The organism is Weissella muntiaci, assembly GCF_008107635.1.
In the GTDB taxonomy this organism is placed as follows: domain Bacteria; phylum Bacillota; class Bacilli; order Lactobacillales; family Lactobacillaceae; genus Weissella; species Weissella muntiaci.
On sequence record NZ_SDGZ01000013.1, the window covers coordinates 122324 to 146748 of the forward strand.

General features: G+C 39.5%; 48 protein-coding genes and 1 tRNA gene. 2 read left to right on the forward strand and 47 right to left on the reverse strand.

What is annotated here, in order from left to right; genetic code table 11:
- Position 1: 1 nt before the first annotated feature.
- From ESZ50_RS04745 to ESZ50_RS04950, 47 genes are all read right to left on the reverse strand, one after another.
- The gene (locus ESZ50_RS04745) at positions 2–349 is read right to left on the reverse strand and encodes a hypothetical protein (protein WP_148622461.1); all 348 of its coding nucleotides are present in this window, start codon (positions 347–349) and stop codon (positions 2–4) included.
- A 15-nt stretch (positions 350–364) separates the two neighbouring features.
- Positions 365–1246 carry an encapsulin gene (locus ESZ50_RS04750; protein ID WP_148622462.1) on the reverse strand — a complete coding sequence of 294 codons (882 nt, stop codon included), beginning with the start codon at positions 1244–1246 and terminating at the stop codon, positions 365–367.
- Positions 1247–1260: 14 nt separating this feature from the next.
- Positions 1261–1701: a structural cement protein Gp24 gene (locus ESZ50_RS04755; protein ID WP_148622463.1), complete on the reverse strand. Its 441-nt coding sequence runs from the start codon at positions 1699–1701 to the stop codon at positions 1261–1263.
- A 3-nt stretch (positions 1702–1704) separates the two neighbouring features.
- Entirely contained in the window at positions 1705–2814 is a 1110-nt protein-coding gene (locus ESZ50_RS04760) for a DUF2213 domain-containing protein (RefSeq protein WP_148622464.1), read from the reverse strand.
- A gap of 11 nt (positions 2815–2825) precedes the next feature.
- Positions 2826–3239 (reverse strand): LysM peptidoglycan-binding domain-containing protein, encoded by a 414-nt coding sequence (locus ESZ50_RS04765; RefSeq protein ID WP_148622465.1) that lies wholly within the window; start codon positions 3237–3239, stop codon positions 2826–2828.
- Positions 3240–3303: 64 nt separating this feature from the next.
- The gene (locus ESZ50_RS04770; RefSeq protein ID WP_148622466.1) at positions 3304–3495 is read right to left on the reverse strand and encodes a hypothetical protein; all 192 of its coding nucleotides are present in this window, start codon (positions 3493–3495) and stop codon (positions 3304–3306) included.
- Complete coding sequence (locus tag ESZ50_RS04775) at positions 3476–4711, reverse strand: phage head morphogenesis protein (protein WP_148622467.1); 1236 nt, start codon at positions 4709–4711, stop codon at positions 3476–3478. Before ESZ50_RS04775 ends, ESZ50_RS04770 begins: the two co-directional genes overlap by 20 nt.
- Complete coding sequence (locus tag ESZ50_RS04780; RefSeq protein WP_148622468.1) at positions 4711–6018, reverse strand: anti-CBASS protein Acb1 family protein; 1308 nt, start codon at positions 6016–6018, stop codon at positions 4711–4713. Before ESZ50_RS04780 ends, ESZ50_RS04775 begins: the two co-directional genes overlap by 1 nt.
- Positions 6019–6032: 14 nt before the next feature.
- The gene (locus ESZ50_RS04785; RefSeq protein WP_148622469.1) at positions 6033–7304 is read right to left on the reverse strand and encodes a PBSX family phage terminase large subunit; all 1272 of its coding nucleotides are present in this window, start codon (positions 7302–7304) and stop codon (positions 6033–6035) included.
- Positions 7297–7818: a hypothetical protein gene (locus tag ESZ50_RS04790; protein WP_148622470.1), complete on the reverse strand. Its 522-nt coding sequence runs from the start codon at positions 7816–7818 to the stop codon at positions 7297–7299. Before ESZ50_RS04790 ends, ESZ50_RS04785 begins: the two co-directional genes overlap by 8 nt.
- Positions 7819–7838: 20 nt before the next feature.
- Positions 7839–9020: a DNA modification methylase gene (locus tag ESZ50_RS04795; protein WP_246111510.1), complete on the reverse strand. Its 1182-nt coding sequence runs from the start codon at positions 9018–9020 to the stop codon at positions 7839–7841.
- 228 nt (positions 9021–9248) lie between these two features.
- Positions 9249–9321 (reverse strand) — tRNA-Met (locus tag ESZ50_RS04800).
- Positions 9322–9694: 373 nt separating this feature from the next.
- Positions 9695–9928, reverse strand: a complete 234-nt coding sequence (locus ESZ50_RS04805; protein WP_148622471.1) for a hypothetical protein — start codon at positions 9926–9928, stop codon at positions 9695–9697.
- Between the two features lie 134 nt (positions 9929–10062).
- Positions 10063–10473: an ArpU family phage packaging/lysis transcriptional regulator gene (locus ESZ50_RS04810; RefSeq protein WP_148622472.1), complete on the reverse strand. Its 411-nt coding sequence runs from the start codon at positions 10471–10473 to the stop codon at positions 10063–10065.
- Between the two features lie 82 nt (positions 10474–10555).
- Positions 10556–10858 carry a hypothetical protein gene (locus ESZ50_RS04815; RefSeq protein ID WP_148622473.1) on the reverse strand — a complete coding sequence of 101 codons (303 nt, stop codon included), beginning with the start codon at positions 10856–10858 and terminating at the stop codon, positions 10556–10558.
- 23 nt (positions 10859–10881) lie between these two features.
- Positions 10882–11286, reverse strand: coding sequence for an ArpU family phage packaging/lysis transcriptional regulator (locus ESZ50_RS04820; RefSeq protein WP_148622474.1), 405 nt, complete (start codon positions 11284–11286; stop codon positions 10882–10884).
- 15 nt (positions 11287–11301) lie between these two features.
- Positions 11302–11658 carry a hypothetical protein gene (locus ESZ50_RS04825; RefSeq protein WP_148622475.1) on the reverse strand — a complete coding sequence of 119 codons (357 nt, stop codon included), beginning with the start codon at positions 11656–11658 and terminating at the stop codon, positions 11302–11304.
- A complete protein-coding gene (locus ESZ50_RS04830; RefSeq protein WP_148622476.1) occupies positions 11651–11920 on the reverse strand; it encodes a hypothetical protein in 270 nt (89 codons plus the stop codon). Before ESZ50_RS04830 ends, ESZ50_RS04825 begins: the two co-directional genes overlap by 8 nt.
- Entirely contained in the window at positions 11901–12113 is a 213-nt protein-coding gene (locus ESZ50_RS04835; protein WP_148622477.1) for a hypothetical protein, read from the reverse strand. The genes ESZ50_RS04830 and ESZ50_RS04835 overlap by 20 nt, the downstream gene beginning before the upstream one ends.
- Positions 12113–12673, reverse strand: a complete 561-nt coding sequence (locus tag ESZ50_RS04840) for a hypothetical protein (RefSeq protein WP_246111511.1) — start codon at positions 12671–12673, stop codon at positions 12113–12115. The genes ESZ50_RS04835 and ESZ50_RS04840 overlap by 1 nt, the downstream gene beginning before the upstream one ends.
- A 2-nt stretch (positions 12674–12675) precedes the next feature.
- On the reverse strand, positions 12676–12867 hold the full coding sequence (locus ESZ50_RS04845) for a hypothetical protein (RefSeq protein WP_148622478.1): 192 nt from the start codon (positions 12865–12867) through the stop codon (positions 12676–12678).
- Entirely contained in the window at positions 12864–13100 is a 237-nt protein-coding gene (locus ESZ50_RS04850; protein WP_148622479.1) for a DUF3310 domain-containing protein, read from the reverse strand. Before ESZ50_RS04850 ends, ESZ50_RS04845 begins: the two co-directional genes overlap by 4 nt.
- Entirely contained in the window at positions 13100–13420 is a 321-nt protein-coding gene (locus tag ESZ50_RS04855) for a hypothetical protein (protein WP_148622480.1), read from the reverse strand. The genes ESZ50_RS04850 and ESZ50_RS04855 overlap by 1 nt, the downstream gene beginning before the upstream one ends.
- Entirely contained in the window at positions 13420–13680 is a 261-nt protein-coding gene (locus tag ESZ50_RS04860; protein ID WP_148622481.1) for a hypothetical protein, read from the reverse strand. Before ESZ50_RS04860 ends, ESZ50_RS04855 begins: the two co-directional genes overlap by 1 nt.
- Positions 13680–14150 (reverse strand): TRM11 family methyltransferase, encoded by a 471-nt coding sequence (locus tag ESZ50_RS04865; RefSeq protein WP_148622482.1) that lies wholly within the window; start codon positions 14148–14150, stop codon positions 13680–13682. Before ESZ50_RS04865 ends, ESZ50_RS04860 begins: the two co-directional genes overlap by 1 nt.
- A gap of 28 nt (positions 14151–14178) precedes the next feature.
- On the reverse strand, positions 14179–14775 hold the full coding sequence (locus ESZ50_RS04870; RefSeq protein ID WP_148622483.1) for a hypothetical protein: 597 nt from the start codon (positions 14773–14775) through the stop codon (positions 14179–14181).
- The gene (locus ESZ50_RS11650; RefSeq protein WP_187387551.1) at positions 14775–14921 is read right to left on the reverse strand and encodes a hypothetical protein; all 147 of its coding nucleotides are present in this window, start codon (positions 14919–14921) and stop codon (positions 14775–14777) included. The genes ESZ50_RS04870 and ESZ50_RS11650 overlap by 1 nt, the downstream gene beginning before the upstream one ends.
- Positions 14908–15081 carry a hypothetical protein gene (locus tag ESZ50_RS11655; protein ID WP_187387552.1) on the reverse strand — a complete coding sequence of 58 codons (174 nt, stop codon included), beginning with the start codon at positions 15079–15081 and terminating at the stop codon, positions 14908–14910. The genes ESZ50_RS11650 and ESZ50_RS11655 overlap by 14 nt, the downstream gene beginning before the upstream one ends.
- Positions 15071–15376, reverse strand: coding sequence for a hypothetical protein (locus ESZ50_RS04875; RefSeq protein ID WP_148622484.1), 306 nt, complete (start codon positions 15374–15376; stop codon positions 15071–15073). Before ESZ50_RS04875 ends, ESZ50_RS11655 begins: the two co-directional genes overlap by 11 nt.
- Positions 15376–15660: a hypothetical protein gene (locus ESZ50_RS04880; RefSeq protein ID WP_148622485.1), complete on the reverse strand. Its 285-nt coding sequence runs from the start codon at positions 15658–15660 to the stop codon at positions 15376–15378. The genes ESZ50_RS04875 and ESZ50_RS04880 overlap by 1 nt, the downstream gene beginning before the upstream one ends.
- A gap of 2 nt (positions 15661–15662) precedes the next feature.
- Positions 15663–15935 (reverse strand): hypothetical protein, encoded by a 273-nt coding sequence (locus ESZ50_RS04885; RefSeq protein ID WP_148622486.1) that lies wholly within the window; start codon positions 15933–15935, stop codon positions 15663–15665.
- The gene (locus tag ESZ50_RS04890) at positions 15932–16129 is read right to left on the reverse strand and encodes a hypothetical protein (protein WP_148622487.1); all 198 of its coding nucleotides are present in this window, start codon (positions 16127–16129) and stop codon (positions 15932–15934) included. Before ESZ50_RS04890 ends, ESZ50_RS04885 begins: the two co-directional genes overlap by 4 nt.
- Before the next feature lie 10 nt (positions 16130–16139).
- Entirely contained in the window at positions 16140–16520 is a 381-nt protein-coding gene (locus ESZ50_RS04895) for a hypothetical protein (RefSeq protein ID WP_148622488.1), read from the reverse strand.
- Positions 16521–16647: 127 nt separating this feature from the next.
- Entirely contained in the window at positions 16648–16806 is a 159-nt protein-coding gene (locus ESZ50_RS11660) for a hypothetical protein (protein WP_187387553.1), read from the reverse strand.
- Positions 16781–16933, reverse strand: coding sequence for a hypothetical protein (locus tag ESZ50_RS11665; protein ID WP_187387554.1), 153 nt, complete (start codon positions 16931–16933; stop codon positions 16781–16783). The genes ESZ50_RS11660 and ESZ50_RS11665 overlap by 26 nt, the downstream gene beginning before the upstream one ends.
- Positions 16934–16935: 2 nt before the next feature.
- On the reverse strand, positions 16936–17112 hold the full coding sequence (locus tag ESZ50_RS04900) for a type II toxin-antitoxin system RelB/DinJ family antitoxin (protein ID WP_148622489.1): 177 nt from the start codon (positions 17110–17112) through the stop codon (positions 16936–16938).
- 24 nt (positions 17113–17136) lie between these two features.
- Positions 17137–17613 (reverse strand): hypothetical protein, encoded by a 477-nt coding sequence (locus ESZ50_RS04905; protein WP_148622490.1) that lies wholly within the window; start codon positions 17611–17613, stop codon positions 17137–17139.
- Entirely contained in the window at positions 17597–17824 is a 228-nt protein-coding gene (locus ESZ50_RS04910) for a hypothetical protein (RefSeq protein ID WP_148622491.1), read from the reverse strand. The genes ESZ50_RS04905 and ESZ50_RS04910 overlap by 17 nt, the downstream gene beginning before the upstream one ends.
- Positions 17825–18198: 374 nt before the next feature.
- Entirely contained in the window at positions 18199–18954 is a 756-nt protein-coding gene (locus ESZ50_RS04915; protein WP_148622492.1) for a DnaD domain-containing protein, read from the reverse strand.
- Positions 18951–19682 (reverse strand): putative HNHc nuclease, encoded by a 732-nt coding sequence (locus ESZ50_RS04920; RefSeq protein ID WP_148622493.1) that lies wholly within the window; start codon positions 19680–19682, stop codon positions 18951–18953. Before ESZ50_RS04920 ends, ESZ50_RS04915 begins: the two co-directional genes overlap by 4 nt.
- A gap of 2 nt (positions 19683–19684) precedes the next feature.
- Entirely contained in the window at positions 19685–20632 is a 948-nt protein-coding gene (locus ESZ50_RS04925) for a DUF1351 domain-containing protein (RefSeq protein WP_148622494.1), read from the reverse strand.
- Between the two features lies 1 nt (position 20633).
- Positions 20634–21398, reverse strand: coding sequence for a phage recombination protein Bet (gene bet, locus ESZ50_RS04930; RefSeq protein ID WP_148622495.1), 765 nt, complete (start codon positions 21396–21398; stop codon positions 20634–20636).
- Positions 21391–21696: a hypothetical protein gene (locus ESZ50_RS04935; protein WP_148622496.1), complete on the reverse strand. Its 306-nt coding sequence runs from the start codon at positions 21694–21696 to the stop codon at positions 21391–21393. The genes bet and ESZ50_RS04935 overlap by 8 nt, the downstream gene beginning before the upstream one ends.
- Position 21697: 1 nt before the next feature.
- Positions 21698–22036 (reverse strand): hypothetical protein, encoded by a 339-nt coding sequence (locus ESZ50_RS04940; protein ID WP_148622497.1) that lies wholly within the window; start codon positions 22034–22036, stop codon positions 21698–21700.
- Between the two features lie 72 nt (positions 22037–22108).
- Positions 22109–22279 (reverse strand): hypothetical protein, encoded by a 171-nt coding sequence (locus tag ESZ50_RS11670; protein ID WP_187387555.1) that lies wholly within the window; start codon positions 22277–22279, stop codon positions 22109–22111.
- A gap of 17 nt (positions 22280–22296) precedes the next feature.
- Positions 22297–22620, reverse strand: a complete 324-nt coding sequence (locus ESZ50_RS04945) for a hypothetical protein (protein WP_148622498.1) — start codon at positions 22618–22620, stop codon at positions 22297–22299.
- Between the two features lie 13 nt (positions 22621–22633).
- Complete coding sequence (locus tag ESZ50_RS04950) at positions 22634–22861, reverse strand: hypothetical protein (RefSeq protein ID WP_148622499.1); 228 nt, start codon at positions 22859–22861, stop codon at positions 22634–22636.
- A gap of 291 nt (positions 22862–23152) precedes the next feature.
- Between ESZ50_RS04950 and ESZ50_RS04955 the strand changes: the two genes are divergently transcribed.
- Positions 23153–23482, forward strand: coding sequence for a helix-turn-helix domain-containing protein (locus tag ESZ50_RS04955; protein WP_246111512.1), 330 nt, complete (start codon positions 23153–23155; stop codon positions 23480–23482).
- Positions 23483–23493: 11 nt separating this feature from the next.
- Positions 23494–23937, forward strand: a complete 444-nt coding sequence (locus ESZ50_RS04960) for a hypothetical protein (RefSeq protein WP_148622501.1) — start codon at positions 23494–23496, stop codon at positions 23935–23937.
- Positions 23938–24425 lie beyond the last annotated feature (488 nt).

Here is a 24425-nt window from a genome sequence, read left to right on the forward strand (position 1 = left end):
ATTAAGCCTCCTTTTCATCTCCATTCATGATCTCGTCGACTTTCTTATCGATGTAATCAAGAACCGTCTTACGATTTGCATCGGCAGCTTCTTCATCTCGGAAATTACCAAGTAGAGCAACATCAAAAGTCTCATCAATCAACTTTTTAGCATCATCCACCTTGTATGAAGACAGCTTCGTTTCCCCTTCTGGTAAAACAAGGTCTTCCATCACAGCTGCAAATACTGGATTTGAAGAATCAACCGCCTTCAACTTTTTTAGCTCGGCTTCTGAAACATCATTCGTACCAGGTACTAAACGGATATCTCCAATAAATCGAACAAAATCACCTTTGTTAGAAACAATCATGAACCTTACCTCCTACTAAATACCTGACACACGCAAGACTTGATATGGATTGCGAACAACAGCACCAGCTGTACGTTCTTCAAATCCAACCACAGTGCGTGTTGAGTAATTCTCTTGTGGCAACATTGCATTATCCAATGGCAAAATCAGCTTTACGACATCTGGTGCATTATTAAACATCAACATTGCATCTGTAGCACCGTCTCCAATACCCTTCAACGCTTGGGTAGCTCGGATATCGGAGAACCAATTATACTCGTTGATAATTTGCAACAATGTACGAGTATCAGTATCCCCATAACGACGACCTGCCAACTCCTCATATTGGTCTTGTGGCAAAACCAATACAGGTTTTGTGCCAGTAAAGCCGATTTGAGTTGTGAGCTTCTTGCGGGCCTTACGGATTGACTCCAAAACCTCATCGGTGGTCATAGTCTCGATTGTCTTTGTAAATTGGTCCGTTAAAATACCTGGGGTATTAGTTAAACCATAAATATTGTATTTCGGATCGCCAGTAAAGATAAGCTGGTCCTCCTTTTCCGCCATCCCTCGACGAACTGCCTCAACCTTTTCAGTTTGAACTGGGCGATTAGACATTGCAGCTGCACGCAACTCTTGAAGGGTATATTGCGCAGCCAGTGCAATACTAACAATACGCACTGACTTGCGATTGTAGTCTAGGTCTACAAATGGCAATGTTGTATCACCGTTCGCAATGATCTTTGCGACTCCCGAACGAGTCATTTCGTCATAAGCGTATGCTTCAGCACCTGGGTGGACCGATGTATCAACTGTTAACAATTGACGACCAATCAATTCTCCTTCAGGTGCTTTCAGAACTGATTGTTCCAAATGTTGGAGGTCTTTACGCTCCATTACTCCGTTTGATGTAACCATTTGATAATTCCCCCTTAAATATGCAACGTTGCAATTCCGTCAACTGAACCGTCAGTCCAGAACGTACCAACAATATCTTTTTGTTCAGTTTCTGCTACAGCTGCTTTGAACTTACCATCAGCGGCAATAATAGCCTTGGCTCCGCTCGTAATTGCTTCTGCAACAACAACTCCAATAGAACCAGCGTACAAAACTGATACTGGTTCCTTTTCATTAAATGCACCAACCTTGGTTTCAAAGGTATCAATCAACCCCTCGAAGGCGCGAGCGATACCAATGAAGCTATCTCCAGGCTTTGCTACCTTAACGACACCGTCAACCAATGTTAATGGTGCACCGTAAGGAATAACCTCTCCAGCTGGTTCAGTACGAACTTGTTGCAATGACGTATCTGCAACATGACCAACGCTAATCTTTCCGTCCATGTATTGACGTCCTTGTTTATTTTCACTCATTTCCTAGACCTCCTTTTGGAATAAACGCTTATTGCGCATTTTCGCAATTTCATCTTCGTTATCAGCTACTTGGTTCACTCCTAGATTAGGAACTTTTTGAGCACTTGTTACTGAAACATCAAACGCAGCATTCACATAATCATCAGATGCGTCTGCTTCAATCTTCACTGCCGGATTCACCTCAGCAATCATCGCAATCTTCATTTCACGATCAGATAGCTTCATGTCAGCTGAGTCCCCCAAAATCTGGGTAGCCTTAGCTTCCAAATCAACACGAGAACGTGCTTGTGCGTATGCCTTCGCTTTTAGATCATCTGCGTCTGCTTCAAATTGCTTAACCTTACCTGATAGCGCAGCATTCTCGCCTTCCAGTTTGTTGTTAGCAGCTGTTAGACCGTTGATTGTTTCCAAAGATACAGCTGAGTCATTTTCAGTTTTCTTCTTCAAATCAGCAACAATCTTGTCAATTTGTGCTTGAGCGTCTTCATCAGATAATTTGATTACCTTGCCATTAACCTTAATAGTTTCCACGTTCATACCTCCTCCGGTATTATGATTTGATGTTTCATCAATCAAATAGGCGTCATAAACATCAGACTTGTCTAAATTGAGAGCTACCTCACTACCTGCTCGCCCCTTTTCAACAATAGCAACATGATTAATTCGGATGTTCTTCTGTTCGATGTCGTACTCAACACCGTTATATGCGCCTGGTACTTCATAGTTATCAGTTGAAAACCCAATGCTTAACTCTCTTTTCCCAGCTTGTACCGCCTTAATTGTCTCAGGGTCAGTAATATTCATAGAGATTGTTAGCATGTTATTTTTAATCGCTGCGTCGTTCATGGTCATACCGACTTCGTATTGCTTAAAGTTTTCGGCATTCACTTGAACTGTAGGGTGATCATTAGTAATCGGCTTGCCATTTGCTGACTGAATAGTTGTCTCACTGAACAAATCTTCCGGTAGCTTGGCTTGCCTGCTGAGTCCACTAATCGTCATATAAGGGAAAACCCCTGGTCTAGCTATTGGCGAACTCTCTATATACAAATAGCCCTCATCAGTGAGTTGTAATTCACCGATAGGGGCCCTAATCGTATCAATAATATTCATATCAACTTCCTTTATTGTGTGACGTTCAATTGCTGGCCAACTGTCAAAGTATACTTAAGCGGTAGGTTGAATTGACGTAGCTTAGCAACACTAAGATGAAAAGACGTTGCAACCGAGGCAATAGTATCGCCATCCTTGACTGTGTATCGTGGATCATCAACCGCCGGCTCATCCGGTTCAACAATCGTCTCCGATTCGCTCCCCAGTACATCTGATTCAGAAGTAGATTCCGATGCTGATGTATCTGTCGTTGTGGATTCTGATTCACTAGTTCCGGATTCAGCTGCAACCGTTGCATTAACCAACTCCAACAATTCTGCCTTTGTAGCATTTGATGGTGCTTCTTGGTTGTGCTTTACAAGCCAATCTTTAATCTCGCTGACTGTATTGTCCTTAGTTACTAATACATCTGCATAAGTTGCCATGATTGTTCCTCCTATAATTTTGTGCAAAATAAAAAGCACCCATCATCTGATAGAGTGCTTCTAATTACATTAATTTCTTTGCGGCGATAGTTAATTGATCATCTGGGTCCCTAACACCCATTGGATAATGCAAAAACTTAAATGTGCCATTAATTGTTTCTAGCTTATCCCCTGGTCTTAGCGATTTAGGACGGGGGCTAACTGTCAACAATACTTCATCCCTAATAACAGGGAATTCATCGATTACTTCGTACATTTTCAAGTTGCTCCTTCCAATATTCTAAATTGACCTTGGTTTCTGCCAGTTGCTTCTTACTTAATTTTAACATACGCCAATTATTAATTAAGTAATTTTGGGCTTCAATCTCATTTTTAATCGGCTGTTCATCACCAGATGGAATTTTCCCTTGGAATAGCTGATTAGCATGAAACATTTCCTCATAAACGGTTGCTCTATCAGCATCTGTCTTTAAAAAGACCACATCCTGAGCGTATGTTATACCAAGTGCACCCCGTTTATCAAGGAAATCATCAATCTCTAGTCCACTTGTTATCACACCGCCCTGCTTAATAAACCAATCAGTAGCATGTTTGAACTCTTTTGCGGGCATTGGTCCGTCATAATTCAAAGCGTTCTTAGCACTATGCTTTCTAGTAAGCTCTTTCGCTTCCAGATCATCAGGATCAAACAACTCACTCTCGTCCAATTCATCATCAAATACTGGTTCAGCTGTACAACGGCAGTTTATTGGCTCTCCAGGAAATACACCACCCCATCCACCAGACCAAGGGAAGACTTTTCCATCAATTGCCTGATGTTCATCACGAACTCGACTGTCTCCAACCGTTGACCATCTAAAATACTTTATGCCAGCACTTTCTTGCTTCATCTTGGTAAATGCCCCGTAAGCACTCCCTGTTTCGCTCCGAGCAATCGTTTTTGCTCTTCGTTCAGATATCTGTGTAGCATTTTGTATCTGCTCTGTCATGAACTTTAAACTGTGATTATTTGTTACTCCCCGATAAACGATACCGGACACACGATCTAAATAATCACTGCTAAGACCGCTAATATAATTCACATTCTCCGATATTTTGTTCTTTAAATAGGTCTTTTCATCATCAGAAGGCTCTATTCCAAACATCTTCTCATAACGTTCATAAGCAGGGGTTTCAAAATCGGCAACGCTTTGTAATTGAGATAAAATCGCACTATTTGCCATGCGTTCAGCGCTGCTTAACATGGTCACTGCCAAGTTAGCAGCCATCTCAACACCGACACTTTGTGATAGTTGATTAAAGTAATCGTTCCATTGCTTCTTTATGTCATCATCGTTGCTATCAGTAATTAACCCCTTATTATTAAGCCCTACTAAAAAACGATTAATCGCTTTATGTAGTTCATCAATCAAACCCACTAATTTTCGTTCGTATGCCTTCTCAGTTGCAAATGGATAAAATGCTTCACTCATTAGCGACGACCTCTCAACCTACTAAACCAGCTCGCACTAACCACATCAGCGCTATCTGTATTTAGATTATCAGTATCAGTACCACCAAAGTTTCCAAATCTGGTTTCTCTTATTTCATCTTGAGAAGCAACACCAGCCTTTAGATAAATCTGGTCTGTTTGAGCCTTTTTATACCCGATATCAGTTGCGGTAGACTCATCTAATTGGAACAAATCATTGAACTCAATAGACCAATCCATCGAATCAGGGTCAATAGAACCACCAGGCTCATCACTAGCCCACAACAAAAGCCGCACTATATATTCCAAGTGCGGCCTTAATTCGTTCTCTTGTAGCGTCTTGATACGTGAATAGTAGTTCATCAAATCATATTGGGCTCCGGTCAACGTACCTGATTCTTGTCCCATAATGATTGACTTAGGCATTCGAGCTGCTGCTGCAATTCTTTCCCAAGTATAGTCGGTTAATTCCTTAATACCTGTGACAGCTTTACCAACATTATCAAGGCTTTCATTCTCACCGATCATGGCTAGTGCATCCGTCTCAAATTGTCGATTAGCAACTGTCCCAAGGAGCAACTTATCTTCTGGATCCATTGCATCAATCTCTGGGCTTTTGTACACCTTAAACGAAAAATCACCAAGTAACTTTGAAATACTAGTTATACCAGTCTTACTTGCTTCAAGTTCATCTTCAATATACTCAAAGATTGACCGTCCGTATCGTTCAGTCTCAAACTTCTCACCATTTGCCAATAAGAACCGTGTGTGATCGATGTCTGTGCCATCTACACTAATCCTTGATATTTTCCCATAGTGTTCGTTAGTTACGTCATCACTGTAATCTAAGTTACCAATCTTCTTCCTAGAGAACGGCGTCAAGAATAGCAGCTTCTTTAAATTATTAACGTTAATCTCTTGGTCAGGCGTATTATTCTCATCAACTCCGATGAATATAGCCCCTGTTCCATATAAACGCTGATACTTAAATAGCTGTGTCAAAGCTGATTTAACATTCAACTCTTTTAACCGATCAGTGATATCCGCTGCAAGTTCTGCATCGTCCATTGATAACTTCCAACCATTACGAGTCATATCTTCTGCTGGTAAATCAACAATATTCTTGCCAATAGAATTGTGATGATATATCCGGTCAACTTGGAATGTGTCCAATGTATCAGAAATTGAAACGGATTGAGACGGGATTTCAATTCCACGACGTGGAGCATATCCTAACCCGCTCTCACTTGAATCGGTGATCAACGGTCGCTTAGTTATCCGCTTATGCCGTTTATTCTTACGTGACATATCTACCTCCTTTCTTACTTCTTAATACCGAATCTGTTAAACATCGTCTTATTGCCACTTGTACCCATATATTGTTGAAATGCGTACCTAATAGCGTCAATAGCGTGATCAAAGTGCGTTGTATCGTCCGGTTGATTGATATACTCACTCGTCTTTTTATCACGCTTCCAGGTATAGTTTTCAAATTCCTCAATTGTCCTCGACGCTCGCTCATCAACGACTATCTTGAACTGTTGTAAATCTGATATACCATGAAGCACACTATCAGGGCCCTTATTAGCCGCTCTAAGCCTTGCAATACCTGCCCTGCGTATTTCTTCGATAGACTTAGGTTCTGCGGCGTCAGCAATGATTATTTCCTTACGATAGCCCAATGAACTAATAACATCTGCAATATCATTATTCAACATTCCAACCTTGGTGTATTCCTGCATTACATAAATGGTTTGTAATTTCTCGTCTACCTTTATGTGTATAAAGGCAGTTGGATCATTCGTATAACCAAAATCAAGACCGAAGAAGCTGGGTAGTTTACGCATTTCTTCGCTCTCAACGTTCAGCAAGCGCTTTTCAAATGTCGGGAATATCAGCTTATCAAGTGTCGCAAACTCACCCAAAGCATAAATTTTATAATATGCCGCATTGGTCTCCGCTAACTGCCTGATTGTCCTAACCGTGTTTTCATCACTGAACCTATTATCTAAGTACGTGGATAAATGTATGTGAGTATCGCTGAATTTCTTCTCAAAGAACGTTTTATACACCCAATTTGCCTTACTAACTGGATTAAACATAATAAATATTTGTTTTTTATCATGCTTTTTCTCACGCAAACGCAAATTTAGCTGTGTAAAGTCATCCAGAGTGAACTCCGTAGCTTCTTCCATAACAATATCGGACACACCCTTGATCGACTTAATCTTTTCCGGATTATCTAACCCTTTGAAGATTAGTTCAGCACCATTAGGCAATGTAATACGATAATCAGAGTTACGCACCTTACTTGCGCCTAGCAACCCCCAATCACTTAATCGTTCAATAAAGTCCTGAAAGATTGAATCCTTGATTGTCGTATTTACTTTGCGAAGTATTAAAATGCGCCTTGGATATTTCCACTTCTGAAGTGCCTTGATTATTACTTTCTGAACAACTCCATGAGACTTACCAGACGAAGCACCACCGTACCAAAGGTCAATACGTGACTCATAATCAAATAAATTCTCAAAGACCTGCTTGTTGAACACGTTTGCCGGCTTAGGAAACGACAATGTTATTTGCTTATTCATCCTCGTACTTCTCCCCAATTACAATCGTAGTGTCAACTGATATGCTGTCATCTGTCAACATCTTAGCCTTAGCTTCGGCAATATCAGCCTCAGCACGCAGCTTCCTGTTTGAGTCGCTTAGATATTTATCATTTTCACGCCTCAAATCTTCAAGTTGGCTAACAGCACCTAAGATAGCTTTATTATTTGCTTCTCGTGCAGCGTAACCATCTCTATCAGAACGCAATAAGTCATTACGATTTTTCTTTATGACAAAAAGCAATTCATTAACAGCGTCTTGCATAGTCCAATGAAAAGACCTTTGCATTTCAACAGCTTTCATACGTTTAAGTTCGTCAATCCTTGCCGTAACCTTGCCGTTATTTGCAACGTCCGAAGCCTTCCGCCAGACTGTCTTATCAAGGGTTGTAGGCTTTACGTCATACACATCTTTATAAGCCTGTGTGTAAGTCTTTCCTTCTAAGCCAACAGCCCAAGCAAAAGCCTCTTGCTTCGGTGTCAGCTTATCAGCCATACCGTTACACCTCCACTTCCTTATTCACTAACTAACTCCGCTGTCTGCCCTGTGAACGCCTGCCAACGGTTAATAATCACATCAGCATATCTTGGGTCTAGTTCCATTAGATAAGCATTGCGATTACTTTGCTCTGCGGCAATCATGGTTGTTCCACTTCCCCCGAACAAATCCAACACTAGGTCCCCCTGCTTGGTTGAGTTCTTTATCTGATAATCAAATAGAGCAATTGGTTTCATCGTTGGGTGTTCCCCGTTACGCTGTGGCTTATCAAAATCCATTACTGTAACTTGGCTCCTATCCGAATGCCATTTATGACTATCTCCGTCTAACCAACCATATAGACATGGTTCATGCTTCCATTGATAATCTTGACGACCTAGGACCATTGCATTCTTATTCCAAATCAACTCCTGTTTTACCAAGAACCCCGCTTCAACTAACGCAGTATGGAAATTAACAACTTCTGAACTGGCATACCATACATAAAATGATGCACCCTTCTTCACTGCTTCCTTAGCTGCAGTAAAAGCATCAAAAAGAAACGCATGGAATGTAGCTGAGTCGCTCTTATCATTCTGAATTTTCAAAGCATCTTTAGTCTTACCTTCATAAGCCACATTATACGGCGGGTCCGTAATCAATAAGTCTGCCTTTTCTCCATTCATCAATTTAGAAACATGTTCTTGATTAGTTGAATCTCCTACCATTAGACGATGACGCCCTAATTGGTAAATCTGACCTACTTTACTCGTTGGTTCATCAGGTGGAGTGACATCAAAGTCCTCATCTTCAACCGCCTCAGTCTCCTCAATAACATTCAAATCTTCAAGTTCGAATCCATATTCAGTTACATCGATGTCGAACGTAGCTAATTCTGCTAATTCTTCTCGTAATATACCTTCATCCCAAGTAGCCAGCTCTCCAGTCTTATTGTCGGCCAATCTGAACGCTTTTACTTCTTTAGGGGATAGATTATCAGCGACTATAACTGGAACCGTCTCTAGCCCCAATTTTTGTGCTGCCTTTAATCGTGTATGACCTGTGATGATCACATTATCTACATCGACAATGATTGGCACCTGGAATCCAAAATCGCTAATTGACGCTGCTACCGCATCAACTGCTACATCATTATGCCGCGCATTATTCTCATAAGGGGTAATACTATTAATTGGTACATCATTAATCTTTTGTGCCACGTTGCTATCTCCTTTTCAAATAAAAATAACCACTTACCCGTAATGTCTTACACGAGTTCGCGGCTTGTATCTTTGTTTTTGTATCTCTTGATTAATCTCAGTTATTTGCCAATCTCTCAATGCAGGTGTTTTTGTCTCTCGATCAAGATTTCCAATTATCTGAGCTTCATTCTTTCTATAATTCAACTGTGCCATTAACCTCGACTATGCTCCTTTGACTAGTTGATATGCTCCTTGCTGGACTCGAACCAACAACCGGACAGTTATGAGCTGCCTACTCTACCTATTGAGTTAAAAGAGCAAAATAAAAAGCTGATATTTCTATCAGCTCTAATTGGTGTTGGCTGTGTTTGCCTAAACTAGTATGTCATCCGCATAAAGTGGATAAAGGCAAACTCTGCAACTCGATGTGTGCCACGATTTACCGTGGGCTTTCTGAACAACCTGTGTCCATATACAACAGGTAAAGATTCGCACCTTACGCAAACGGCCTATTCGGTCATGCATTAATTGCATACGCCTACTTCGCCACTGCTGTTATTCAATTTTTGAACAATATCATAATATTACGTTCTGCCTATCACGCACCTCTCATTTCACTCTCAATTTGCTATCAAATTACTATCACTCACCTATCACATAAAAAAGCAGCCTTTTAACTTATGGCTGCTTTCTTACTTATATTCATAAAACCAAATTTGTGCGGAAAGTCGTTTAAAAATATCGTCAATATTTGTTGTGCTATCTCTATCCTCTAGTGCGGTAATTGCGTCGTATGTATCATCAGCATCGAATAGCTTTTCTGAATTGCCTTCTAAGTACAAAACGCCGATCGCTTGATCAATTGGCATTTGCTTAATCTCATCTACTCGGGCCAATGCTTTCTTTATCATCATGTCGTTACTCATTTTATTTACCTCTTCCTTTACCTTATATATTAATAATAGCTCTGAACCTTAATGTGAAGGTGTTTATCAGGAGACGTGTATATGTCTGTTTTGAGACAAAAAAGAGCTAAATAACATTTAGTTATTCGCTCTTCTTAGAATAAATACTCGCTGCCCTCATCTCTGAGATCATTGAACGGCCCATATAATTCAGCAAATTCAACAAGTGCTTTTTGTTTAGTCCGATAATACGTTGGCTCCGATTCAATCTCAACCCGTTCCATTACCTGCCAATCTTCAAGTCCATCAATGAAGCAAAGTTCCAAAATACGCTTCTGTTTATGACCCAGCACGCTAAACACGTTACAAACCGTATCAACGACCACCTTTGCCTCAAAATAACCCACCAATTTATCATCAACAGAGACAGCCGGACCACCACCAGGCATATCAGATAATTGCATTGATGAAGGAAGAACTGTCGCTAACTTTGACTTCTTTAAGAACATTTGGAAATCGCCTTTTAACCAATGTCTCGTGTTATAAGCCGTTTTCTGATCACTCATATACCCCAACTAGCCTCCGTATGATAAAATGAACTCACCAATAGTTCTTTTACCACACGTCAGCTCGCAGAGTTGGCGTTTTTTATTGTCCATCTTTGGTAATAACCACCTTATAATCTGCCCAAAACTCCTCCTTACTGACCACGTACAAATCACCCCTAGCATTTTTGAGTAGCCAATCATCAACTTCACCAAAACCAAGGTTGGCATCTTTCCCACGGACAGTTAATATTCCATGATCCCACTCAATGCTATTTTCTTGTGATCTTGTACCTTTATCTAAAGCCTCAATAACCCAAACCGGCCAATCCCACTTTTGCGCATCATGTCCGAATATTTCTTTGATTTGCCAGGCATCCTCTATTCCAGTATGTGTAACTTTCATAAGTATTTCGTCCTCAAACTATTTCATCTATACACAGCTAATCCCAGCCTAGCGTTAGTTTTTTCAGCAAAATTGATAAGAGCCTTATTTAAAATTTCATGCCCCCTTACTTCACTACAATGGAGTTCTTTGCTAATTTTCGCCCACATAAATCTCTTTATATATCGCATCAAAATTACATCACGCTCTTGCTCTGATAATTCGTTTATAGATGCCCATATATATTTCAGTAACTCCCTAGCATCCATACGTTGACTAGCAACTTCTTCTGTCACGTTTGTATTAGAATGATGCTTCATATTTGTAAAATTTAACGACACGCCTAAACTCGACCCAGCTATATTTTCAATTCTATCTAATTCTTTTTTAAAAAAATTCATACTCAATTTTTTTGTTTCCGACTTATCTAGCTCTGGCAAAGTATACATAATATCTTACTCCTGTTATTTATTGTTTTCATTTGTTGATATGAACAACCAAGGCTTTATATGTCGCTTGAGTAAGTTTCTCCATTCCGCAATTGTCGTTCTGGATACGTTATATTCAAATGACGCCTCTAGCCAAGTTAGTTCTTTTTTATAAATTCCACCAATTACTTCTAAGCGAATTCCAGGTAAATCATCAGTCCACATCTTGCAAATATTGAAATGATGTTGCATTACCAAAAGCTGTGGATCATTCTCCAGCGTGACATCATCAACTCGACCCCTTACATTAACAAATTCTTTTCGAGCCTCAATATCCTTAGCCATATCTCCGCTAAAATAGCTTTGTAAAATTTTATCAATCTTATCAGCCATCTTGTTGTCCTTTCGTGCCATGTAGATATAACTGTGCAAGTTCTGCTTCTGCGCTATCAGTCCTGTACCAATTTAAAACAGACATCGGGACGGTAGCAGTCGCTACCATATCTGGCACACCATGAGGGTGATATACGAAAGAAAGATTAGACGGTTTTACCCTATCCAAAATCTGAATTGTGTCAGCTAACGCATCAGGTTTCAATGGTTTAAAACCAATACTAGCAAGCCACATTATAACGTTATTCGGTGGTGCTTCCATTGTCCCCTCCATTAAAACTTAATGCTATAAACCCAACGATCCAAAACAGGAACATTGCACCATCCAACCACCAAGCAATCCCTGGAGTTTTCATAGTCGGCTCTAGACTTCCGCAATTAATCCAAATTCCTAGTAGCAAATAGGCAAGAATTGCGGTAATGAATGATTTAAACATATTTGCAATTAGTTCCATCAATCTTCTCCTTGTTTAACTTGCAAAGTATTAATGTGCCTGGCAAGTTTCTTATCAACTAAGATCACTTCATTTTCACCACGTCGTAAGAATAGCCCTGTGATATCACGTTTTTTTATTTCGTAAACATCAATATGAGTTACCCCACGTTCTGCCGCAAATCTCTTTGCAGTCTCCAATGATAAAGTATAGGCAATCCAGTCCGTTTCATTTTTACGATGAACTCTAAACGCCGCTAATTTCTTTGGCATCAAAGCTAGAGCCTTTAATTCACTCGGTTTCATTATGCTTATACTTTTGTTTGGCCGCCTGCTAGAAAATAGACGTTTCCAAACATTCAAGTCGCTAAATCCTGTATAACTAACCCAGAGTGTAGACAAGAAGAACCAGTATGCATAATCGGACAACTCGTCTTGATGTGCGTCAAAGTATTTTATTGCTTCTCCAGTCTGTTCATACAGTATTAATTTTTGGCTTATTTCACTATCAGCAGCATTGAATTTAAACGCTGTAGACACGTCATCTAGTAAGCGACTAGCTACATTTTGTTTTGTAATCACAATTACTTCGCCCCCACGATCTCAACTTCCACTCTCTCCTCATACACGGCCATAATATCGGTTAATAAAATTTCTTCACCGAATTTGTCATCCATGTAAAAATTTGCTAATACACGTTGTGCCATATACTCTGGTTCAAAATTTTGAACAACCTTAATTAAACCAAGTTGTGTCTGTGTTAGTTTGACTGTCATTGCTTCATATCCAATAATTCAATAGCGTGTTCCAAATACCATGCAGCTTTTTCGAGGTCTTGCCTAGTTGTTCCTTTGAATGGTGCCCGCAAGATATACTTCAAAGCATTTCCAATACTGAACGATAACTTAGGCCCAAATGCTGGAACCACTTCATCAATCACTTCAATAGCTTCAAAACTAAATTTCTTATAGTGATCTGGATGATTCACTAAATTTTTATTCTCTGCCATTACTCCACCTCCCAACGTGAATCAGTGCCAGTCTCTTCATTACGTCTCCACGTTTCAAACTCTTCATCAGTTAGTTCAACGGGCGTCAAATGATAGTATTTAAATAATCCTCGTGTGAACGGCCACTTATCACCTAAATTATCTGATAACAACTTGTCTATTCTGTGGTAATGTGCCGCTGCTTCAGCATAATTATCGTTATTAAACCCCATTGCAATTGGTGCATCAACATCGCCATCATCCCAATTAGCAACCTCACTAGAAAACGGTGCATACATTCCAGGGCGTTTCTTGTTTTCCCATAGCAATACTCGTTTCATTACTCTGCCTCCTTCAAAGCCCTTAATAACGATTCTCGCCCTCGACCATGCTTACTATTCTTACGATCGAACCAGCTTCCGGTTGTTGTCCAAAAATCAAACTTATGTGTACCAATTTCAATGATTACCTGCCAATTTGACCCAAATTCAAAATTTATTTTATTTGCTTTCAGCCAGTCGATATTTGCCACTGAGCGTTCCTCTTTTTCAGTCTTTTCTACTTCCCGCAAAAAGGACCATGCCTCAACAACTTCACTCATTACTCCGCCTCCAATTTCATAAATACTAACCAATGTGTCTTTTTACGCTTCTGTCCAAATAATGGCCTATAAGGTATCTCAGCCAATAACTCTGGCAATGGTATCTGACTATCATTCCATTTGAACACTAAAGTCGCATTTGGCTTTAGCACTCTCATAGCTTCATCAAATCCATCACGGATAATGAACGGCCACGTCAACTCATCAAGAGTTCCATATTTCTTGGCCAACCAACTACTATCTCCAGCATGTATCAGATGTGGTGGGTCAAATACTGCCCCGTCAAAACTGTTATCATCAAACGGCAATCCCTTAGTCCAATCAGCAACAACATCCGGATTAACATCTATCACATGTCCTGTTGGTAATTCTTCATACTCCACAGGCTTATCAACGAACGTTGCTATTGGATTGTCCTTTTCAAACCACATCATTCTTGAACCTGCTGTCATATCAAGAACCCGTGCCATTACTTAACTCCTTTTATCAATATTCATATCACTCGCTATCAATATATACACTTAGAACACTTAGCGATTTCATTAAGCAGTCTTCAGAACAGAATATATTTGATTCTTCATCATCAAAATATTTAACTTGCAGATAGTTATCTCCAACCATTAAATATTCTTCTGTGATTGGGTTATTACACACTGCACAATTTGGTAATAATAACTTCAATTGCTTTGCTAAATCCTCTGCCCCTTCTTTCACATCAAGCTCATTCGGGTCAATGTGGGCATCGTCAAACCCAAGAACTCTAACACTGTTGTTTTTAACCTGTTTTATTACTCGCCTGTCATTCTCAGACAATTCAACAGTTCCCAGCTTTAGCCAAGGACTATTATCCAGTGACAGCAACGACAACTCCCCATCATATACAACTGCATAACCAGAATACGTAAGTCCTCCAATTAATTGGTCGTCAATTTCTGAATAGAACTCATCAACATAATCAAGTGGAAAACTATTAGGAACCACCACGTAACCGTTTAATGAATAAGGTCCCTGTAATGTAAATGAATCGAAAAGCTCCAAATCAGGTTTAACAAGTTTATTCATATCTTCAGACAATTTTTGAAAATGATCTTCCATTACTTAACTCCTAACGCTTCCTGCTGTGCAATCAACACATCTGCATACTCTTCTTGACGATCATTAGCGAGTAAAATGTCCCATGACTTTTTAGCCAAGGCAAGACAGAACTCTCGATCTTGTTGCTTCTGTTTAGTCGTGGTCATCTTCTACCACCTCTACATCACGTTCCATCATCCAAATTGTCATATATCCAAAATCAACAAGCATTAATTTCAGATTAATATCTTGCACCATAAATCGCTCAACTACATCTCCAATATCTCCACGTTTTACCAGTGCACTGTATTTCACCTTAACCTTCATTGCTCAAAGCCTCGATCAATTCTTTAACTTGGTCGTAAGTATAGAGTTTATGGAGCTTAGCACTCTTATTCGGGCTTTCAACACTTCCAAATACCTCTTTCCAGTCTTCCGGATTTTCCAAGTTGGTCCGATCAATGTACTCTCGTTCTTCAGCGGCCACTTGTCCCAAAATAATGCCGGTGCTACTTTCTCCTCGAATATCAAAAGTGCCGACCTTATCTTTATCATTTACTACCTGTAAAGCAACAGCGAATGGGACCAAACCATCTAATTTTTCTACTTTGTCAAATGTCATTAGACCCTCTCCTCTTTTACAATTGAAATTGCATCTACTTCGTCGCCAAACTCATCAGGGTCAATCTCAATATTGTCTCCGTCATAAGTAATTAAGAATGCATCTTGCCCTTCGTCGTACCGTAAATCATGAGGATTATTTGTGAACTTCTGGTTCACATCCCAATCTTCCCACCACTCTCTAGTTAGCAAGTCGCCCTTGCTAAGGTTTGTCTTGATTTCAAATTCAACATGACTTTTCAATCCATCAACATTAAAATCAACTCGCATAGTTACTAATTTCATGATTAATCCACCTTCTTGTAAGTCTTTTCGAATTCTTGCCTGTTTACCGGAATTACAGAGAACCTTGGTCCTTTGAGAATATAATCTCCAAGATTAATGCCGATCGTTTTACCATCTTTAACCGTAAAGTATTCTGAATAGCCCCTGTTGGCTGGAATACTCATTGCTCCGTGGCTAATCACTTCTCTTACCCATACTGGAGCTAACGTAATGCCGATTTTTTCAACCTTCCAGGCTTCAAATACCTGGCCTGTCTCGCTATTTACAACTTTCATGACTTAATCCTGTTCTTTTTTAGTTGCTTCTCCAGCTTTCTAGCAGCTGAACTTGCCTCAGCCCAGACTCCAAAAGTAATTGCCGCTCCATGACCCAATGGCATAAATTTACCGTTGGACATGTAAAATTCTCCAGTCTTATTCACAATCACATAGTTATCCGCAAACTGAATTGCTCGAACACTTTTACTCATGATTTACTCCTTAATTCAAACTTGAAATGATTGCAGGTAGTGGAGCCAATGCATTTGCAACATCAGAAGCAAATAAGCAAAATGACACTAACGCCACAAAAGTAGTTACACCAATCGCAACGTTATAACAAGTTCTTTTTGAATCTAGAATGTCTCTTTCGTTAGAATATCGGTCTGTTTCTAAAATACGTTGAGAGTTCTTGTGTCCCTGTTTAAAGAAAAATACAGTTAACCAAGCGGTTGCCACCGTTAAAATGCCGCAAAAAAACGCCCCAACACTTTGACTTACAACAAATTGGTGCACATACTCTTGTGCCACTGGCGTCATTTTATCTACTCCTGCCGAAATAGCATCTGTAAGTTGTTTCAATAACAATTCTTCTTTACTCATGTTTTACCTATCCTTGTCCCAGTGTTTAGTATGTTGCCAATACCGTGTTATTAAATACGCTACCAACAACATCCAAAAAGCTATTAGCATTCTTGGTGCGATATATGCCACACCTTTAATCAGCCAATCAATCATCAAACAACCTCTTCGCGTATTCCAACAAGTCATCTCTTGCTTCTTGCGGCATCTTGCTCGACTGTTTAACGCTGACCGTCGTTCGAATTATCTGATTATCTGCTTGCATATCGTCGGCAATTACTTCACCGGCGATGTTTGTCAGCTTCATACTTCTTGTCCTTTCTCATAAGAACAAACGTCCACGCTACTACGACTAGTCCTAGAGCACCAATAAACATTGATATCTCAAGCCCATGCAGATATAACCAAAGGCGCACGTGCATTAGCATGTCCATAATCACTCTTTCCCCTTCGCTAGAAACAAATTATCAAATGGTGTCTCTTTAGTATTTGCGATCTGAGTTAGAAACATTTTGATTGCAGATTGAGTGCTTAACCCACGCTCAGTTAAAATTTTGTCTGCCTTATCCTTAACGTCGGATGATACTCGTAATTGAATTAACTTCTCTGTCATGATTTATAATCTCCAATTCATTTTTTAATGCACTATGCTGCCTGAGTAATTTGCTGCGATTAAACTGAAATGCTTAATCATCAATTCTGGTAGGTCCTTCAAGTCGACAATTTCTAACTCAAATACGTAGTTATCCGTCCCACTCTTCTCTCCAGCAATGGAAAGATGTAGCGGGATAACTTTTGAGTTGTCGTCTGTCCAAAAACCGGCGCTTGTCATACCATCTTCAAACGGTTTAATCGTGGGCCAAAAATTTTGCGGATCGAACCTATAATTTTTAGGTGGATGAACCGTATACATAACTGCACATGGCTTATCTACGCTAAAGGGAATGAATGTTTCTTGATTTCCCATGTAGACCCACGCTTCTGCTGCGCCAATATCTCGGATAACTTTAACCATTGCTGACTTTAAGTTGACGTTCTTAATTCGATCGTTAGAATTAATCGCTTGTCCAACAGACGGTTTGCCTTTATGGGGTAACTCAGCTCTTAGTTTCATCGTTTGAACCTCGTTGAATAAGTTGTATTCTGCGCAGTGCATCTGAAAGTGCGCCCTGCTTTTTGTCACTTTGCCCTTGCTCGATCCAAGCAGGAAACTCCATTGAGTAAATTGAATTACGATAACTAAGTGCAGCTTTCTTGTTACTGAAATACCTAATGACTTGTTGCCTTCTGCCATTGATTACTTTGCGACTTTTAACTGCGTACATAATCAGTCACCATAGTCATTGAGACGTTTTTGAAACCAAACTTTTTATAAGATCGCACCATTTTTTCAGCCCATACCTTACCTAGGCACTTCTGGACTCTTTGCTTACCATCTCCATTTGTATATTCCACTTGATACATGTTCTTCTGCGCATCATCTGCCCTAAGTAACAATTAACTAGGTATGTCCACCCAACAAGAGAATGCTCTGCAAGTTTTCCGCCTCACATTACATTTTTCTAAACCACCTTTTAAACAAATAAGGAGAAGGTTGAAAATGTGAAATGATACATAGTGGTCTAATAGAGTCGTCTCAAGCTCTAAAACTCTCATTGGTAGTTAATTGCTACTTAGGACAGATGATGCTGCCCCTTTCTTATTCAGTTGATATTGTTGCTAACATTGCATTTTCTTCATTCAGCAACGTTTCTGCCGTTTTCTGTAAGTACGTAAAGTTTGCTGTACCATTTTTAGCCATTTTGTGAATCGCATTCATTAGTAATCCTGGCGAACTCTGGTATTTGTTATATAAACGCTCCATAGTTTCTAATTGAACATTATTCAAGTTACCACCAAAAACTTCTTTGGCTTTTGCTATTACCGCATGATGGTCCGCTTCGCGCGCACGCTGATTGATTTGTTCATCATCATCACCGCCACCAATAATCTCAGTAATTTGTGAGTCAGTACTTAGTTCATTAGTAATTAGTTGGTTAGTACTTAGTAGGTCTCGATTTCCCGCAGCGGGTTTCCCGCTACGGGTTTCCCGTAACGGGGTTTCGCTTGCGGGTTTCCCGCTAGCTAAAATCGCGACTGGGCTATCTTCATCTTTTAAGAAATATCCTCTCGTGTCAGAGACATTATGAGAATAAATGACTCCGTTGGCACTATTCTCCTTGGTAGTCTTGAAATACCCCTTTTCTCTGAGTTCCTTTATGCCACTCATAAATGATGCATATCCATCGACAGAATGCTTTGCAATTTCTTGTAAATGAATTTCCCAGTCTTCTGGTAAGTGCAAAAGGTACTGTAATATCCCACGCGCTTTCCATGTCAATGTAGCATCACGAATGATTTCATTGGCAACTACCGTATAGTTTTGCCTTAATTTCTTTCGTAATATCGCCATCATTGGCTCCCTTCATCTGATAGTGTTACTGGACGTTTACCATCCAATTCATCCATTCTTTGTTGCGTCATAATGCCTAAACTCTTCAACGTCTCAGGTGGCAAAATTATCCCGACAACGTGATTAACTTCTGAAAATGTATCCCATCCCATGTCGTGAGCCTCGCCATGATGAATACGACATAAAGCTATTAAGCGCTTATTCCGATGATCAACTAACCTTCTGTCATTCCCCATGCCGACTGTATCAACGTGATGCACATCTGCTGGTCGTCCACATAAGACACAGGCACGGTGCTTCAAAGCCATATACATATATGCTTCTAAATAGTTCTGATCAACATAATCTATTCCACGATGTTCAAGAGGGATATTGTTCTCTAATGCAAAGTCCAAAAGAAAATTAATGAACTTTCTTGCGGTCGTCACATCAGTTGAGGCGAAGCTAAAGTACCCACTTCCCTCTTCTTCCATAAACAAATATTTAAGTCTATGTTTCATATCCCTTGCATCATCGCCAACCGACTTAGCTATATCGTTCATTAAGGCGTGGGCTTTCTTAATTTGCATCATGCTAACGTGTCGTTCATCTGGTATATGAAGAACTACTTGCGGTTGCTCCTGTGTAAGTTGCAACGACAAGTTCTTCAGGTCCTTTGAATTTTCAACGACAATAGTTACCTTGTTGCCTACGATTTTTACGGCATGACCGAAAATATCAAATTCTGACATTATTATTCCTTCTTGTCGGTAATTCGATCCCAACTAAGCAACTTATATTCTGCAAAACCATTGTCGGCCATTACTTGCTTCCAACGGTCCTTCTCTTCTACACTTTCAAAGTCCAGCTCAATTTTTGCCCGATAGGTTGCATATTCACTTGTTACATCTGAAATATCGCTTGTAACGGCTCCTGTCGTCTTCAACAGTTTTTCTGGTGTCTTCGGTGCTACTTCCTCCGTTTCGTTCTCTTGCGCCGACTCTGCCGCTTGTTTGGCTATATACGCCTGTCGATCCCGCTCTTTTTGAACGTCTGATTGCATAACCAGCAGAATATTAGCAAAACTCTCTCCGTTATCCAGCATCCGAATGTATGCACTGTCTGGAATATTATTACTAAATGCAAAATTTGCGATGGCTGATACATCCTTCTCACGTTCAGCTTGTCGCTCTAACTCCTTATCAACCTCAAATTGGATACTTTCAACAAGCACTTTCTTTGGTTTGAAATCCTTGTTGAAGTTTATGTTTTTAGCCCAATCTTCAATTGACTCCGTAAATATACGTTCATCAATCTGGGTATCAGTAACAGCCTCATGAATTAGGTCTCTTACCACTTGTACACGTTGAACTTGCTCTGCGTGCTCTTGAACTTTAATACCTTCGTCAATGGTGTTTTTTACATCCGATAAAGCTGACGTTGCTTGTTTTACCCAGTTCTCAAATGTTTTTAGTGGCTCGTTATAAGCCCGCTTTACATCTTTCCGTTGGGTATCAATTTCATTCAACACCTTGTTAATCTCGGCTCTGGTACTTCTTGCAGCTGTTAAATTGTTGCTATCGACTGCAAAGTCTTGATACTTCAAGACCAAATCGTTAACGTACTGTTCAAATTTTTGCTTTTGTGGAATATTGATTGTTGCCGCTTGGTAATCAACATTGATCATCTCTACATTTTCCATTTTAGAAAGCCCCCATATCTAATCGTTCCGCTGACGGTGCGTTAAGTGGCTCATCCTTATCAGCAGGTGGTTCGACATTATCGCTAGATTGATGTACCGTTGATTGCTTCTCTTCCAGCGCGGCCGTTCTTTGTGCGATATACTCATCCTTGTTAAAGTTTGCGATCTCTTCTGATGTTGGCTTGTTATCAGGAGTAATATCACGTCTCTCTTGATTAGCTGGATATTCTTCCTCGCCGTAAGTTCCTGAAAATTCATCAGGGAATGCCATACGAAGCGCTTGGCTCTCAGCGACTTTAGTTAACATAGTTGCCGGCTTTTTGCTCCACATTGAATTTGGCTTGTCGCCTTTCATTTGTACATATTCGTCATACCGAACTGAAACATACACAGGAACATCAATTTCTTTTAGCGATACTTTCGACCAAGCTCCAACCAAAGTTTTCTCTTTTGGATAGAAACCTCCCTCAAGTTCTTCAATCTCGCCATCTTCACTTTGAACGATCACGCCCACTTGTATGCCATTGAAACTAGAATTTTTAAATGCTCGTTTCCGATAGAAATCACGGGATACAACAATTTGTGCCGGTGCACTTCCGTACTTTACAAAGTAAACTTCCCTAGTAAAAGGGTTCATGTTTTGATTTCGTACAATAGCAAGTAAGGATGCGATTTCTTCATTGCTTGCGTTAGTTCCACCAGGTAACAAAGCCTTAATAGTTTCTGCTGTTAAATTTTTAGGATTATAGATATCCAATTCAGTCATTTGTGTTTACCTCTTCCCAATCTTTTTGAATTTCTTCCAAAAGTTCTTTAGCTGTGAAAATATCATTCTTACCTCGTCGATACAGCATGGCTTCTTGGTACATACCGAGCTTCTCGTAATGTTGCTCTGCATACATATCGACTTCTGTTAATTGACTGAAATTCAGTTGTATATAGCGACTTGGTACTTGCGGGTCCTGATACACATTCTCAGCGCCAAATGCAATCTCATGGTCTTGCCAATCAACGTCAAAAACTTTTGGTTCGTCTGGATCAATCATGCTATTAGGTACTGACATTTCAGACCTCTTTCTTGCTTGATAAAATTAATTGACGTTCTTCATCTGTTGAATGCGCCTTGTTTAAAAAATCTTCCAATTCATCTTCAGTAAAATGACGTTGAAGTTCCGACTTTGGATTTTCATACAAGTTATCTAGTACAAATGCTGATGAGTGCTTGTCCCAGAGAAAATTTAAATCGTCAATCCCTATTGCTGTTCTCCAAGGTACAATAAGCTCATATTTTGTCGCTAATAACTCATCTACTTGAGATGACATAGCGTCAATTTCAGCTAATGACATCCCTGATATCCGCTTAATAAGTTCTTCCTTAGCTTGCTGTGCAGTTTTTTGAGACATAATTTATTCTCTTTTCTATACGTGCAAATCCACTCTTCATGCTAAAATTGAAGAGTAGATTTCGGTTCTGTGTTATTTACGTTGCGCATTAGTGGTTGCAGCCGCTAGTGCGTTTTTTTGTGTTTTACGAAATTGTTTGAAACGATCAATGAAATCATCAGTAATCGCTACCAACACCATCCAAGCAAAAAATCCACCTATGATGATCGCTGTACCGATAAACCCTTGTAATGAAAGTGGCATTTCTTTGTCCTCCTATATCAAATTTCAGCAGCATGATCAGCAATAAATTTTTGAACCTTCCTACCGTGGTATAACAGTTGCCCACCCCTTTGTCCTTTAGGAATTGTTAGACCAGGTTCAGCTCGTACTCGTTCACCCCAATAATATTCAAAGTCCGCACCGCTCATGCCACCCAGGTAATTTTCAACCAAAGAACGCTTTCCAGCTGTCGAAGCGTAAATTTGTACAAATTCGTCATAATGTTCAAGTTTTGCTTCGACTACTTCTATAAGTTGATTAACGACTTCATTGCCTAAAGCACTTAATAGACTGTCTGGCAATGTTATTGAAGCCTCAGCCATTTTCTAGTCCTCCTTATACATTAAATAGTTCACGCATGACTCTGATTTTCTTTTCAGCAGCCGGACCTTTAGTTCTTCCCGCTAATAAGTTGCTAATATCAGCACTAGAAGTATTTGTATTAGTCTTTTCTGAAACAAAATCTGCTAACTCTGAATTAGACATGTTTCGCAACTCACGCATCGCTGAAATTTTGCGACTCAAGTCAGCGGTTTTAAATTCTAAGATTGCTTTGTCTGTCATATTTACACCATCCTTCCTACTTTTTTACCAAATTTATTTGACAGTCAGGAAACTTCCTAATATAATGACAGTATTAAAGGAACTAACAAGCATGTACTTGATTTGCAAGCTGTGGCGCAGCTTAACAATCGCTTTCGTACATCCTTTTTAGCAACAAATTTATCAAATAACTTTGCTATACGACTATATTAACATGAAACTTCCTACTAATCAATACAAAATAAGAAACTTCTTGCTAAAAGTCGTGGAAATGGAAATTTTATGACTACTCTTTATGAACGAACGAAAAATGTGGCCAAAGAAAAGAAGATATCATTAAAGCAATTGGCCTTGTCATCAGGGTTAAATGAGAATGCTATTTACGACTGGCAAAAATCCACCCCTAAAGTTGATAATCTTAAAAAGGTCGCAGATACACTCAACGTTTCCGTGGATTACCTATTAGGAGATACTGATGAAAAAGAAAAAAACATCGTCACTGTAACTAAAAAAACAACTGACGCTGAATTAGACAGATTACTGGATAGCACCGAATCATACGATGGTAAAGAATTGAACGATCAGGATAGAAAAACGATGAAAGACCTCATCAAGGCGTACGTACGAAACAAGCCAGAATGAGGTAATTAACTATGAGATTTGAAATTATTGCTGAGAGTTATGGTGTCCTTCTTCTTTGGGTTCCAAGTTATGCGCCGTTTAATTCAAAAGGTAAGTACAACCCTGACATTATTGCCGATGTTCGCTACCCAAATGGAACTATATTTATAAAAGATAATTTGAATGAAGAAGCCACGCTTAAAGTTCTACTCCATGAATTAGGACATGAAATAGATGGCATTCCCCTTACCAATCTAAGTGCGCCTCAACAACATCTTTCCAATGAAGCCCTTGCTAATCGTTATATGGTACATAACAAAGCAAAGGAATGGTTAACAGGTTTTGAAGGTAACTACCCCGTCCCCATTGACGTAACTATATTTTTAAAATGGTCACAACTTTCTATGGAATTTTACGAGATTGCGAATAGAGAAATAACAGAATTAATCACTCCCCACCGTGGGAGTTTAATTTAACACTTCAAAGTGAAATGTATAACTTTATGAATGTCGTAGTTTAAAATCTAAAATGATTAATATTACGAGCCTTTCTTATTTATACAAGACAAGTTTTTAACAACAATTAAAACAACTAGTTATTAGCGTAACAATAGGAGTTGCCTATGTTTATTTGGACTATTAATTGCAGTTGGATTTCATTTGCCATAGCTGATATTTTCGGCATAATCTCCTTCTTTAGTTCTAGTTTTTCGGATAACCTAAGTCCTAATTTAACTACTATTACCCTAATGGGGCTTTTTCTAATTTTGGGGATTTTCTTTTCTTTGTTAAGGATTTTCCAGCTTAGACTTGACATTCAGCTGAACCAATATAAAAGCGTAAATTACATTTATAAAAAGAAATAGTGTTTTTTACTACGTGCAATAATGATCCACGTTAAAAGCTTCGGAGTGTAATTGTGAGAGTATTCTGGGTGTTATTCAATTTGTTACTGATAGCATTAA

What these genes read in the sequence shown, in the direction of transcription:
- ESZ50_RS04745 (WP_148622461.1), bottom strand. Translation starts at nt 349, where the DNA reads ATGATTGTTTCTAACAAAGGTGATTTTGTTCGATTTATTGGAGATATC.
- ESZ50_RS04750 (WP_148622462.1), bottom strand. Translation starts at nt 1,246, where the DNA reads ATGGTTACATCAAACGGAGTAATGGAGCGTAAAGACCTCCAACATTTG.
- ESZ50_RS04755 (WP_148622463.1), bottom strand. Translation starts at nt 1,701, where the DNA reads ATGAGTGAAAATAAACAAGGACGTCAATACATGGACGGAAAGATTAGC.
- ESZ50_RS04760 (WP_148622464.1), bottom strand. Translation starts at nt 2,814, where the DNA reads ATGAATATTATTGATACGATTAGGGCCCCTATCGGTGAATTACAACTC.
- ESZ50_RS04765 (WP_148622465.1), bottom strand. Translation starts at nt 3,239, where the DNA reads ATGGCAACTTATGCAGATGTATTAGTAACTAAGGACAATACAGTCAGC.
- ESZ50_RS04770 (WP_148622466.1), bottom strand. Translation starts at nt 3,495, where the DNA reads ATGTACGAAGTAATCGATGAATTCCCTGTTATTAGGGATGAAGTATTG.
- ESZ50_RS04775 (WP_148622467.1), bottom strand. Translation starts at nt 4,711, where the DNA reads ATGAGTGAAGCATTTTATCCATTTGCAACTGAGAAGGCATACGAACGA.
- ESZ50_RS04780 (WP_148622468.1), bottom strand. Translation starts at nt 6,018, where the DNA reads ATGTCACGTAAGAATAAACGGCATAAGCGGATAACTAAGCGACCGTTG.
- ESZ50_RS04785 (WP_148622469.1), bottom strand. Translation starts at nt 7,304, where the DNA reads ATGAATAAGCAAATAACATTGTCGTTTCCTAAGCCGGCAAACGTGTTC.
- ESZ50_RS04790 (WP_148622470.1), bottom strand. Translation starts at nt 7,818, where the DNA reads ATGGCTGATAAGCTGACACCGAAGCAAGAGGCTTTTGCTTGGGCTGTT.
- ESZ50_RS04805 (WP_148622471.1), bottom strand. Translation starts at nt 9,928, where the DNA reads ATGAGTAACGACATGATGATAAAGAAAGCATTGGCCCGAGTAGATGAG.
- ESZ50_RS04810 (WP_148622472.1), bottom strand. Translation starts at nt 10,473, where the DNA reads ATGAGTGATCAGAAAACGGCTTATAACACGAGACATTGGTTAAAAGGC.
- ESZ50_RS04815 (WP_148622473.1), bottom strand. Translation starts at nt 10,858, where the DNA reads ATGAAAGTTACACATACTGGAATAGAGGATGCCTGGCAAATCAAAGAA.
- ESZ50_RS04820 (WP_148622474.1), bottom strand. Translation starts at nt 11,286, where the DNA reads ATGTATACTTTGCCAGAGCTAGATAAGTCGGAAACAAAAAAATTGAGT.
- ESZ50_RS04825 (WP_148622475.1), bottom strand. Translation starts at nt 11,658, where the DNA reads ATGGCTGATAAGATTGATAAAATTTTACAAAGCTATTTTAGCGGAGAT.
- ESZ50_RS04830 (WP_148622476.1), bottom strand. Translation starts at nt 11,920, where the DNA reads ATGGAAGCACCACCGAATAACGTTATAATGTGGCTTGCTAGTATTGGT.
- ESZ50_RS04835 (WP_148622477.1), bottom strand. Translation starts at nt 12,113, where the DNA reads ATGGAACTAATTGCAAATATGTTTAAATCATTCATTACCGCAATTCTT.
- ESZ50_RS04845 (WP_148622478.1), bottom strand. Translation starts at nt 12,867, where the DNA reads ATGACAGTCAAACTAACACAGACACAACTTGGTTTAATTAAGGTTGTT.
- ESZ50_RS04850 (WP_148622479.1), bottom strand. Translation starts at nt 13,100, where the DNA reads ATGGCAGAGAATAAAAATTTAGTGAATCATCCAGATCACTATAAGAAA.
- ESZ50_RS04855 (WP_148622480.1), bottom strand. Translation starts at nt 13,420, where the DNA reads ATGAAACGAGTATTGCTATGGGAAAACAAGAAACGCCCTGGAATGTAT.
- ESZ50_RS04860 (WP_148622481.1), bottom strand. Translation starts at nt 13,680, where the DNA reads ATGAGTGAAGTTGTTGAGGCATGGTCCTTTTTGCGGGAAGTAGAAAAG.
- ESZ50_RS04865 (WP_148622482.1), bottom strand. Translation starts at nt 14,150, where the DNA reads ATGGCACGGGTTCTTGATATGACAGCAGGTTCAAGAATGATGTGGTTT.
- ESZ50_RS04870 (WP_148622483.1), bottom strand. Translation starts at nt 14,775, where the DNA reads ATGGAAGATCATTTTCAAAAATTGTCTGAAGATATGAATAAACTTGTT.
- ESZ50_RS11650 (WP_187387551.1), bottom strand. Translation starts at nt 14,921, where the DNA reads ATGACCACGACTAAACAGAAGCAACAAGATCGAGAGTTCTGTCTTGCC.
- ESZ50_RS11655 (WP_187387552.1), bottom strand. Translation starts at nt 15,081, where the DNA reads ATGAAGGTTAAGGTGAAATACAGTGCACTGGTAAAACGTGGAGATATT.
- ESZ50_RS04875 (WP_148622484.1), bottom strand. Translation starts at nt 15,376, where the DNA reads ATGACATTTGACAAAGTAGAAAAATTAGATGGTTTGGTCCCATTCGCT.
- ESZ50_RS04880 (WP_148622485.1), bottom strand. Translation starts at nt 15,660, where the DNA reads ATGAAATTAGTAACTATGCGAGTTGATTTTAATGTTGATGGATTGAAA.
- ESZ50_RS04885 (WP_148622486.1), bottom strand. Translation starts at nt 15,935, where the DNA reads ATGAAAGTTGTAAATAGCGAGACAGGCCAGGTATTTGAAGCCTGGAAG.
- ESZ50_RS04890 (WP_148622487.1), bottom strand. Translation starts at nt 16,129, where the DNA reads ATGAGTAAAAGTGTTCGAGCAATTCAGTTTGCGGATAACTATGTGATT.
- ESZ50_RS04895 (WP_148622488.1), bottom strand. Translation starts at nt 16,520, where the DNA reads ATGAGTAAAGAAGAATTGTTATTGAAACAACTTACAGATGCTATTTCG.
- ESZ50_RS11660 (WP_187387553.1), bottom strand. Translation starts at nt 16,806, where the DNA reads ATGAAGCTGACAAACATCGCCGGTGAAGTAATTGCCGACGATATGCAA.
- ESZ50_RS11665 (WP_187387554.1), bottom strand. Translation starts at nt 16,933, where the DNA reads ATGGACATGCTAATGCACGTGCGCCTTTGGTTATATCTGCATGGGCTT.
- ESZ50_RS04900 (WP_148622489.1), bottom strand. Translation starts at nt 17,112, where the DNA reads ATGACAGAGAAGTTAATTCAATTACGAGTATCATCCGACGTTAAGGAT.
- ESZ50_RS04905 (WP_148622490.1), bottom strand. Translation starts at nt 17,613, where the DNA reads ATGAAACTAAGAGCTGAGTTACCCCATAAAGGCAAACCGTCTGTTGGA.
- ESZ50_RS04910 (WP_148622491.1), bottom strand. Translation starts at nt 17,824, where the DNA reads ATGTACGCAGTTAAAAGTCGCAAAGTAATCAATGGCAGAAGGCAACAA.
- ESZ50_RS04915 (WP_148622492.1), bottom strand. Translation starts at nt 18,954, where the DNA reads ATGATGGCGATATTACGAAAGAAATTAAGGCAAAACTATACGGTAGTT.
- ESZ50_RS04920 (WP_148622493.1), bottom strand. Translation starts at nt 19,682, where the DNA reads ATGTCAGAATTTGATATTTTCGGTCATGCCGTAAAAATCGTAGGCAAC.
- ESZ50_RS04925 (WP_148622494.1), bottom strand. Translation starts at nt 20,632, where the DNA reads ATGGAAAATGTAGAGATGATCAATGTTGATTACCAAGCGGCAACAATC.
- bet (WP_148622495.1), bottom strand. Translation starts at nt 21,398, where the DNA reads ATGACTGAATTGGATATCTATAATCCTAAAAATTTAACAGCAGAAACT.
- ESZ50_RS04935 (WP_148622496.1), bottom strand. Translation starts at nt 21,696, where the DNA reads ATGTCAGTACCTAATAGCATGATTGATCCAGACGAACCAAAAGTTTTT.
- ESZ50_RS04940 (WP_148622497.1), bottom strand. Translation starts at nt 22,036, where the DNA reads ATGTCTCAAAAAACTGCACAGCAAGCTAAGGAAGAACTTATTAAGCGG.
- ESZ50_RS11670 (WP_187387555.1), bottom strand. Translation starts at nt 22,279, where the DNA reads ATGCCACTTTCATTACAAGGGTTTATCGGTACAGCGATCATCATAGGT.
- ESZ50_RS04945 (WP_148622498.1), bottom strand. Translation starts at nt 22,620, where the DNA reads ATGGCTGAGGCTTCAATAACATTGCCAGACAGTCTATTAAGTGCTTTA.
- ESZ50_RS04950 (WP_148622499.1), bottom strand. Translation starts at nt 22,861, where the DNA reads ATGACAGACAAAGCAATCTTAGAATTTAAAACCGCTGACTTGAGTCGC.
- ESZ50_RS04960 (WP_148622501.1), top strand. Translation starts at nt 23,494, where the DNA reads ATGAGATTTGAAATTATTGCTGAGAGTTATGGTGTCCTTCTTCTTTGG.